Below are 9,447 nucleotides of genomic sequence, written 5' to 3' on the forward strand. Positions count from 1 at the left end.
CGTATTCCAATATTGAAATGTGATCCTTGATCTGGATCAGCGTTTCTTGACGTACTTGGTCAGGATGACGATGCGCTGGCCTTCGACGCGGCCCTCGATGTGCTCGGCGTTGTCGGGAACCAGCGAAATACGGGGCACAGCGGTGCCGCGCTTGGCGGTAAAGCCGCCACCCTTCACGGGCAGGTCCTTGATCAGAACGACGGTGTCGCCTGTGGCCAGCTGAACGCCGTTGGAATCGCGGTGCACGGTTTCCTTGATCTCGTTCTCGACCCAAGCCTGACGCTCTTCGTCCAGCCACAGCTGCTCGCTCAGGTCGCGGGCCCAGTCCTGATCTTCCAGACGGCGCAACAGACGCGCGGCCAGAACCTGCGTTGCCGCATCCTCGGACCACATGGACGAGCCAAGGCAGCGCCAATGCTCGGGCGTGGTGGTTTCTGCGATCTGCTCGGCGCAGGTTTCGCAAATCTCGGTGGTGGCGCCTTCGGGGCCGCCGGTCACGGCGTAGGCAGAGGTCTCGGTTTCAGCAGAACACAGGGCGCAGGGCATCGGGGAACCTTCGGATGAAATACTGTTGCCCACCCCTTAGGCGAAGCCGCACGCAACGAAAACATACTTCTCGCATGTGTCTTTCACCTTTGTTCAAATACTCCGGGGGAGGCCGCGGCACGCGGACGGGGGCAGAGCCCCCAACCCCGCCCTAAGAAAAAGGCGCCCGAAGGCGCCTTTCCGATCAATCGTCCATCTTGAGCGCGTTGATAAACGCTTCCTGAGGGATCTCGACGCGGCCGAACTGGCGCATCTTTTTCTTACCGGCTTTCTGCTTCTCCAGCAGCTTGCGCTTACGGGTGGCGTCGCCGCCGTAACACTTGGCGGTCACGTCCTTGCGCAGGGCGGCCAGTGTTTCACGGGCGATCACCTTGCCACCGATGGCAGCCTGGATCGGGATCTTGAACATGTGCCGGGGGATCAGCTCTTTGAGCTTTTCGCACATGGCACGGCCACGGGTTTCGGCGCGGGTGCGGTGCACCATGATCGACAGCGCGTCCACCGGTTCGTCGTTCACCAGAATCTGCATCTTGACCAGCTGGTCTTCCTGATAGCCGCTCATCTGGTAGTCAAAGGACGCATAGCCCTTGGTCACCGATTTCAGGCGGTCGTAAAAGTCAAAGACGACTTCGTTCAGGGGCAGGTCATAAACGGCCATCGCACGGGCACCGGCATAGGTCAGGTCCAGCTGCACGCCGCGGCGGTCCTGACACAGCTTCAGCACGTCACCCAGATATTCGTCGGGCACCATGATGGTCGCTTTGATGCGGGGCTCTTCCAGATGATCGACCTTGGACAGGTCGGGCATGTCGGCGGGGTTGTGCAGCTCGATCATCTCGCCGTCTTTCATGAAGACGTGGTACACCACGCTCGGCGCAGTGGTGATCAGATCGATGTTGTATTCCCGCTCGATACGGTCGCGGATCACCTCGAGGTGCAGCAGACCCAAGAAGCCGCAGCGGAAACCGAAACCCAGCGCCGCCGAGCTTTCCATTTCATAGCTGAACGACGCGTCGTTCAGGGCCAGCTTCTCGATCGCGTTGCGCAGGTCGTCGAATTCGGCGCTGTCCACGGGGAACAGACCACAGAAAACCACGGGGATCGACGGTTTGAAGCCGGGAAGCGGAACCTCGCAACCCTTCTTCTCGGTGGTGATGGTGTCACCGACGCGGGTGTCGCGAACCTGTTTGATCGACGCGGTCAAGAAGCCGATCTCGCCCGGCCCGAGTTCCGCGATGTCTTGCATCTGCGGACGGAAGACACCCAGTTTTTCAACGGGGTACTGGCCGCCGGTTTTCATCATCTTGATGCGGTCACCCTTTTTGATGACGCCGTCGATGACGCGGATAATGACCACAACGCCAAGGTAAGCGTCATAGTAGCTGTCCACCAGCATGGCCTTTAGGGGCGCATTGCGGTCGCCCTTGGGGGCGGGCAGACGGGTGACGATGGCCTCGAGGACATCGGGGATGCCGACGCCGGTCTTGGCGGAAATGTGGATCGAGTTCGATGCGTCGATGCCGATCACATCCTCGATCTGCTCGGCCACACGGGCGCAGTCGGATGCGGGCAGGTCCACCTTGTTGAGGACGGGCACGATCTCGTGGTTGGCGTCGATCGCCTGATACACGTTGGCCAGCGTCTGGGCCTCGACCCCTTGGGTCGAGTCGACGACCAAGAGCGATCCCTCGACCGCCTGCATCGAGCGGCTGACCTCGTAGGAGAAGTCCACGTGGCCGGGGGTGTCGATCAGGTTCAGCACATAGGTCTGACCGTCCTTGGCCGGATAGTCGATCCGGACGGTGTTCGCCTTGATGGTGATCCCGCGCTCGCGCTCGATGTCCATGGAGTCCAGAAGCTGGGCCTTCATGTCACGTTCGGCGACGGTGCCAGTCATTTGAATCAGCCGGTCGGCCAGGGTGGATTTACCGTGGTCGATGTGGGCAACGATCGAGAAATTGCGGATGTTCGAGAGCTCTGTCATGCACGGCGATATGCTGTGGAAAACAGGTTTGGTCAAGCGACTCGATGGGCCTGCAAGCCCTGTACACGAAGGTTTTTGATCGCCTGTGGCACGGGCACAGATTCGCACCCCGGCGGCAGGGCAAACGGGTAGGTCGTTGCAGATGTGCGGTGCGTTCAGCGCAAAGTTGCAAAATCATGGGGGAATCTCGGCAAATCACTGCCGATGCCAGCAAAACAAGGGAACAAAACCGTCCCCCGCATTGAATCGTAAATCCTGATGCGGCATCCTTCTTGCAAATAGCAGCTTATAGCTAGGGACGAGCAGTCATGATCCGTAAAACTCTTACCATCCTGTGCACTGCGGGCCTTCTGGCCAGCACCTGCGCCACCGCAACCTTGGCCGGCCCCGTTGAACGGGCGTGCCGCCAATCCGACCGCCCGCAGGCGTCGGCATCGCTGTGTGGCTGCATCGGCCGCGTGGCAGACCAGACCCTGTCGAACTCGGACCAGCGTCAGGCGGCCCAGTTCTTCAAGGACTCGGACAAGGCACAGGAAATCAAAATGTCCGACAACCGCAGCCACAAAGCCTTCTGGGAGCGTTACAAACGCTTTGGCCAGACCGCCGAGGCTTATTGCTCGTGATCTCGTAGCGCGGCGATCAGGCCGCGCGCGCAATCCTCGATCATATCCAGCGTGCCGTCGAAATCGCGGCTGTAATAAGGGTCCGGTACATCTGTGCCGGGCTTTTTGCTGTAGTCCGACAGCATCCGCACCGGCGTCTGGTTGCCCTTGGGGCGCAGGGCCAGCACGTCGCGCTGGTTCCCCTTGTCCATGGTGATGATCAGATCAAAGCGGTCGAAATCGCCTTTGGTGATCTGGCGGGCGCGCAGATCGCTCAGGTCATAGCCCCGCGCGGTGGCCGCGGTTTGCATGGGCCCATAGGGAGCCTCGCCTACATGCCAGGGGCCGGTTCCCGCGCTGTCCAGTGACAGGTCCAGATCGCCCGCCATCGCCCGCACAACGCCCTCGGCGGACGGGGACCGGCAGATGTTCCCGAGACACACGAAGAGGATACTGGTCATGGGGCGGCTCCTTTGTCAGGGTAGAGTAAAAACGGGCTAACAGAGGGCAGAGCAATGGAAAAGATCGTGATTCTGACGGGCGCCGGTATTTCCGCCGAAAGCGGGCTGGGGACCTTTCGCGACGAGGGGGGCCTGTGGGCCCAGCACCGGATCGAAGACGTTGCCACTCCCGAAGGGTTCGCCCGCAATCCGAAGCTGGTCCAGACCTTCTACAACACCCGCCGCGCCCAAGCCCGCAAGGCCGAGCCCAACGCCGCCCACTATGCCCTTGCCAAGCTGGAGCAGGAGTTGACCGGAGAGGTCGTGATCGTGACCCAGAACGTGGACGGTCTGCACGAGCGGGCGGGCAGCAAGAACGTCCTGCACATGCACGGCTTTCTGGAGGGGGCGCTGTGTGCCGCCTGTGAACACCGCTGGCCTGCGCCCTTGGTCATGCACATCACCGACCGCTGCCCCAAGTGCAAAGAGGTCGCCACCCGTCCCGACATCGTCTGGTTCGGCGAGATGCCCTATTACATGGAAGAGATCTGGGATCATCTGCGCAGCTGCGACTACTTTGTCGCCATCGGCACCAGCGGCAACGTCTATCCGGCGGCGGCCTTTGTGCAGGATGCGGGGCGGCACGGTGCAGTGACGGTCGAGCTGAATCTGGAGCCGTCCTCTGTGGTGAGCGACTTCTGCAAGGCCGAGTTCGGCAAAGCAAGCGAGATTGTTCCCGAGTGGGTCGATAAAATGCTGTCCGTCAGAAAATAAGGGCGGCCCGTTTCCGGCGCCGCCCCTGTTGGTGTGCTGTCCCTAGCGAACTCAGTTGGCCATTTTCCCGTGGTCCATTTTGCCATGCTCCATGTTTCCATGCTGCATCGCGCCGTGGGCGTCCTGACGCTCCAGATCGACGGGGATGTCGACCTCGATCTCGCCGGCCTTTTCGAAGACCAGCGTGACGTGGATGATCTTGCCCTGATCAAAGGGCTCTTTCAGACCCATGAACATCACGTGGTCCCCGCCACGGGCCAGCGCATGGGTGCCGTTGGCGGGCGCGGGAAAGCCGTCTTCGTCGCGGCGCATCTGCATCACGCCGTTGCCGTCCGCGATATGGGTGTGCAGCTCGACCTTGGCGGCCACGTCAGAGCGGGCGTCGATCAGCTGGTCGTCTTCGGTGCCGGTGTTCTGGATCACAAAGAAGGCCGCGCCGGATTTGGCATTGGTGGATGCCGCGCGGGCATAGGCGTCGGTCACGGTGATTTCGGCTTCTGCAGTCAGGGGCAGGGCACACACAGCGGCGGCGAGAATCGCCTTGAGGGTCAGGGTCATAGGATTGTCCTTTGGTTCGATATTGTCTGGTCTAGGTCTGTTGGAAATCAAGCCAGAGCAGGGGGCGCGCGGGCCCGCGCGGTGGGCGCGGTTGCGCCATGGGCGCGCCAGTTATCGATCTCAAAGGGGGTAATGTGGTGCCCGCTGGGGGCAAATGTTTCGGGCTGCCACGGAGCCACCGCCGCCAGCAGCGTCAGCGCGCAGTCGGGGCAGTAATGCAAAGAGGCAGGCTTGCCTTCGCTGTCCACGCCAACGGTGACGGGGCCTGTGCCGGTGCACAGTTCCATCTGGCCCACAGCGGGGGACATGCCGCGGATATAGCCCATGTGCACGGCGGTGAACGCCATGAGCAAGGCCATCATCAGGCTAAGGATATCGAGCCGAAGTTTCCGCATTGCACGAGGATTAGGCATTGGCGCGGGGCGCCACAAGTCTAGAGACAAAAAAAGACCCTGCGACCGAATGGTGCAGGGTCTCTTTTCGTGAGTGGTGCAAAACCTGAAATTAGGCGTTTGCAGCCTGCGCTTTTGCGATCTCTTTTTTGATCTTCAGCGCGTTGTCCGACAGCTCAACGTCCTTGGCTTTTGCAAGGAACGCGTCCAGACCACCGCGGTGGTCGACGCTACGCAGAGCAGCAGCCGAAATGCGCAGCTTCACGCCACGGCCCAGAGTCTCGGACTGCAGGGTCACGTCGTTCAGGTTGGGCAGGTAACGGCGGCGGGTTTTGTTGTTTGCATGGCTGACGTTGTTGCCAGTCATGGGGCCTTTTCCGGTCAGTTCGCAGCGGCGAGCCATGTTATGTCCTCGTTTCGATCTCGATGTTCAGTGGCTGGGCGCCACTGCGCCCTCGAATATCAAAGGGGCGCAATTTCCTACGCCCCAAAATCCGTATCGCGGTCGTTTAGGTGAGATTCAAGGGAACGTCAAGCGATTCACCCGTCAACCAGCCCCAATGTTTTCAACATTTCTTGCGCTGCCGAACTTGGGGTCGCCTGACCCTGCGCAACCTCTGCACCAAGGGCCTGCATTTTGTCGCGCAAGGCACCGGGGGCTGTCAACTGGGCCAAGAGGGACTGGCGGACCTCTTCTTCGAACCAGTAGCGGGCCTGATCCGCACGGCGCTGGTCAAAGAACCCCTGTTCGCGGCGCCAACCCGACAGGGTCTGCATCTCGTCCCACGCGGTTTGCAGGCCCTTTTCCTCGAGCGCGGAGACGCACATCGCCTTGGGAAAACCTTCGGGGTCCTGCGGGCGTTTGCGCAGCAGGCGCAGGGCACCGGCGTAATCGGCTTGGGTGCGGGTGGCGACGGGCTTCAGATCGCCGTCGGCCTTGTTCACCAGAATGATGTCCGCAATCTCCATGATCCCGCGTTTCACACCTTGGAGTTCGTCACCGCCAGCGGGGGCCATCAGCAGGATAAACAGGTCGGACATCTCGGCCACAACGGTCTCGGACTGGCCGACGCCCACGGTCTCGATCAGGATGATGTCAAAGCCGCTGGCCTCGCACAGGGCCACTGCCTCGCGCGTGCGGCGGGCCACACCGCCAAGATGCGATTGGCTGGGAGAGGGGCGGATAAAGGCCATCGGATCGCGGCTCAGGCGCTCCATCCGCGTTTTATCCCCCAGAATGGAGCCGCCAGAGCGCGCCGAACTGGGGTCCACCGCCAGCACTGCCACCCGCAGGCCAAGGGCGGTCAGCATCATGCCGAAGCTCTCGATGAACGTAGATTTCCCCACACCGGGCGTTCCCGACAGGCCGATCCGCAGGCCCTGACGGCCACAGGGGCGCAGGTATTCCAACAGCTCGGTCGCCTGTTCGCGGTGGTCGGCCCGTCCACTTTCCACCAGCGTGATGGCCCGTGCCAAAGCCCGCCGGTCCCCCGCCAGAATGCGATCGCCCATATCGGTGATGTTCATTGCCAAACCCTTCCTCCGTATCGCTGGCGTTTGTGCCAAGGGGGCAGGGCGCTGTCCACCCGTGGACGGGCGCTAACACCTGCGTCATAAGCACTATATGACCGAATTGCCCATTCACGCCGCCCTCGATGACCTGATCCAAGCCCTGCGTTCGCGCGGCCGCGCCGTGCTGCAAGCGCCCCCCGGCGCGGGCAAGACCACCGTGGTGCCGCTGGCGATGATGCAGGCGGGCCTGACGGACGGGCGCATTGTGATGCTGGAACCGCGCCGCCTTGCCGCCCGCGCCGCGGCCGAGCGGATGGCCGAAACCTTGGGCGAACCCGTGGGGCAAACCGTGGGCTACCGCGTGCGCGGCGAATCAAAGGTGTCGAAATCGACCCGAATCGAAGTCGTGACCGAAGGCATCCTGACCCGCCGTATCCAGCACGACCCCGAACTCGCGGGCGTGGGCGCGGTGATCTTTGACGAATTCCATGAACGGTCGCTGAACGCCGACTTGGGGCTGGCTTTATGTCTGGAAGTCGCAGGCGCCCTGCGCGACGACCTGATGCTGGTGGCCATGTCCGCGACCTTGGACGCCGAACCCGTGGCGGCCCTGATGGACGCGCCCATGATCACCTCCGAAGGGCGCAGTTATCCGGTGGAAACCCGCTGGCTGGACCGTCCCCTTGGCCCCAAAGCCCGCATCCCCGAAGCCACCGCCGATCTTGTCGCCCAAGCGGTCCGCGAAACCGAGGGCGGCGTTCTGGTCTTCTTGCCCGGCGAAGGGGAAATCCGCCGCGTCGAGGGGTTGCTAAACGGTCGCCTGCCAGACGGCTGCGTCGTGCGCCCCCTGTTCGGGGCCATGGACTTTGCCGCCCAACGCGCCGCGATCCAGCCTGCCACGTCGGGCCGTAAGATCGTGCTGGCGACGTCCATCGCCGAAACCTCGCTGACCATTCAGGATATCCGCGTGGTGGTCGACGCAGGCCGCGCCCGCCGGTCGCGGTTCGATCCGGCCTCTGGCATGTCCCGTCTGGTGACCGAGCGCGTTACCAAAGCCGAAGCCACGCAGCGCGCAGGCCGCGCGGGCCGTGTGGCCGAGGGCACCTGCTATCGCCTCTGGACCCGTGGCGAAGAGGGCGGTCTGCAACCCTTCCCCCCCGCCGAAATCGAGAGCGCCGATCTGTCGGGCTTGGTGCTGGAACTGGCCCAATGGGGCGCGGACCCCGCCGATCTGCCCCTGCTGACCCAACCCAACGCTGGCTCCTATGCCGAAGCGACCGCGCTGCTGAAAATGCTGGGTGCTCTGGATGACAACGGGCGGATCACCGAGCACGGCCAGCAAATCACCCGCCTGCCGCTCCACCCGCGCCTTGCCCATATGCTGACGGTCGCAGGGCGTGACGCTGCCCCCTTGGCCGCACTGCTGGCCGACCGAGACCCCCTGCGCGGCGCTCCCGTGGACCTGTCCCTACGCATCGAAGCGATCCGCGACACCCGCCGCTTCATGGAGGAGCGTCCCTATCAGCCGCACCGCCCCACGCTGGAACGCATCAAGCAAGAGGCCAAGCGCCTCGCCAAAGATGCGCCCGATGCCCACGGCCTCAGCCTGCCGGAAATGGCCGCGCTGGCCTATCCCGACCGCATCGGTGCCCGCCGCAAAGGCACTGCCCCGCGATACCTGATGTCCGGTGGCAACGGCGCGGTCCTTGACGAAACCGACCCGTCCGCGAACGCGCCCTTCATGGTGATCACCGACGTGGACGGCGACCGCCGAGAAGCCCGCATTCGCCAAGCCATCGAGATCCGCCAATCCGACCTGCGCGCCCTGTTCGAGGACCGCATCGCGTGGCAAGACATCTGCGAATGGTCCCCCCGCGAGGGCCGTGTGATCGCCCGAAAACAAGAACGCCTCGGCGCCATCGCGCTGGACGACCGCATCTGGCAGGACCCGGACCCCGCCCAAGTCGCCCGCGCCATGCTGGACGGCGTGCGCCAACTGCCCCTGCCATGGACCGATGCCGCCCGCCGGTTCGCTGCCCGTGTGGAACTCGCCCGCCCCAACGACCCTGAGCTGCCCTCCATGAGGGACGAAGACCTGCTGGCTACCGCAGAGGACTGGCTCTTGCCCTATCTCGACGGGATCAAATCAGCAGGCGCATGGAAGAACTTCGACATCCTGCCCGCCCTACGCGCCATGCTGGACTACGGCCAGATGCAGGCGCTGGACCGCGAGACGCCCGCCCATTTCACCACGCCACTAGGTCGCCAAATCCCGATTGATTATGGCGGGGAGCACCCCTCAATCGAATTGCGCCTTCAGGAAATGTTCGGCCAGAAAACCCATCCGACCGTTGCTGGGAAACCCTTGCGCGTGACTCTTTTGTCTCCGGCCCAACGGCCGGTACAGACCACCATGGATATCCCAGGCTTCTGGGACTCTTCCTATGATGACGTGCGCAAAGACATGCGGGGGCGGTATCCCAAACATCCTTGGCCCGAGGATCCGCGCCAAGCTGATCCAACGCTGCGCGCGAAACCTCGGTCGTAATTTGAGTATTTAATCAAAGAAGAAAGCGCATCCGCTCCTCTTTCTTGGTTCAAATACCCAAAAATAAAGGCCGCCCCGAAGGGCGGCCTGA

General features: G+C 62.8%; 10 protein-coding genes. 3 read left to right on the forward strand and 7 right to left on the reverse strand.

Annotated elements, in window-relative coordinates:
* Positions 1-36: 36 nt before the first annotated feature.
* Complete coding sequence (locus HJ536_RS12445; RefSeq protein WP_177157952.1) at positions 37-546, reverse strand: PhnA domain-containing protein; 510 nt, start codon at positions 544-546, stop codon at positions 37-39.
* 184 nt (positions 547-730) lie between these two features.
* Positions 731-2,530 (reverse strand): translation elongation factor 4, encoded by a 1,800-nt coding sequence (gene lepA, locus HJ536_RS12450; protein WP_176854990.1) that lies wholly within the window; start codon positions 2,528-2,530, stop codon positions 731-733.
* A gap of 308 nt (positions 2,531-2,838) precedes the next feature.
* Here lepA and HJ536_RS12455 point away from each other — a divergent pair, with 308 nt between their 5' ends.
* A complete protein-coding gene (locus HJ536_RS12455; protein WP_228028474.1) occupies positions 2,839-3,153 on the forward strand; it encodes a hypothetical protein in 315 nt (104 codons plus the stop codon).
* Here HJ536_RS12455 and HJ536_RS12460 read toward each other — a convergent pair.
* Positions 3,141-3,593 carry a low molecular weight protein-tyrosine-phosphatase gene (locus HJ536_RS12460; protein ID WP_177157953.1) on the reverse strand — a complete coding sequence of 151 codons (453 nt, stop codon included), beginning with the start codon at positions 3,591-3,593 and terminating at the stop codon, positions 3,141-3,143. The genes HJ536_RS12455 and HJ536_RS12460 overlap by 13 nt on opposite strands.
* Before the next feature lie 54 nt (positions 3,594-3,647).
* On the opposite strand from HJ536_RS12460, the gene HJ536_RS12465 reads away from it, so the two are divergent.
* Positions 3,648-4,346, forward strand: coding sequence for an NAD-dependent deacylase (locus HJ536_RS12465; RefSeq protein WP_176854992.1), 699 nt, complete (start codon positions 3,648-3,650; stop codon positions 4,344-4,346).
* A 51-nt stretch (positions 4,347-4,397) separates the two neighbouring features.
* On the opposite strand, the gene HJ536_RS12470 is transcribed toward HJ536_RS12465, so the two are convergent.
* From HJ536_RS12470 to meaB, 4 genes are all read right to left on the reverse strand, one after another.
* Positions 4,398-4,904 (reverse strand): copper chaperone PCu(A)C, encoded by a 507-nt coding sequence (locus HJ536_RS12470; RefSeq protein ID WP_177157954.1) that lies wholly within the window; start codon positions 4,902-4,904, stop codon positions 4,398-4,400.
* Between the two features lie 47 nt (positions 4,905-4,951).
* Positions 4,952-5,317 carry a DUF2946 family protein gene (locus HJ536_RS12475; protein WP_177157955.1) on the reverse strand — a complete coding sequence of 122 codons (366 nt, stop codon included), beginning with the start codon at positions 5,315-5,317 and terminating at the stop codon, positions 4,952-4,954.
* 91 nt (positions 5,318-5,408) lie between these two features.
* On the reverse strand, positions 5,409-5,699 hold the full coding sequence (gene rpmB / locus HJ536_RS12480; RefSeq protein WP_176854995.1) for a 50S ribosomal protein L28: 291 nt from the start codon (positions 5,697-5,699) through the stop codon (positions 5,409-5,411).
* 137 nt (positions 5,700-5,836) lie between these two features.
* On the reverse strand, positions 5,837-6,823 hold the full coding sequence (meaB, locus tag HJ536_RS12485; protein WP_176854996.1) for a methylmalonyl Co-A mutase-associated GTPase MeaB: 987 nt from the start codon (positions 6,821-6,823) through the stop codon (positions 5,837-5,839).
* 97 nt (positions 6,824-6,920) lie between these two features.
* Between meaB and hrpB the strand changes: the two genes are divergently transcribed.
* Positions 6,921-9,356 carry an ATP-dependent helicase HrpB gene (gene hrpB, locus HJ536_RS12490; protein WP_177157956.1) on the forward strand — a complete coding sequence of 812 codons (2,436 nt, stop codon included), beginning with the start codon at positions 6,921-6,923 and terminating at the stop codon, positions 9,354-9,356.
* The last annotated feature ends 91 nt before the right edge of the window (positions 9,357-9,447 follow it).

It is taken from the genome of Donghicola mangrovi, from assembly GCF_013377535.1.
GTDB lineage: Bacteria > Pseudomonadota > Alphaproteobacteria > Rhodobacterales > Rhodobacteraceae > Donghicola > Donghicola mangrovi.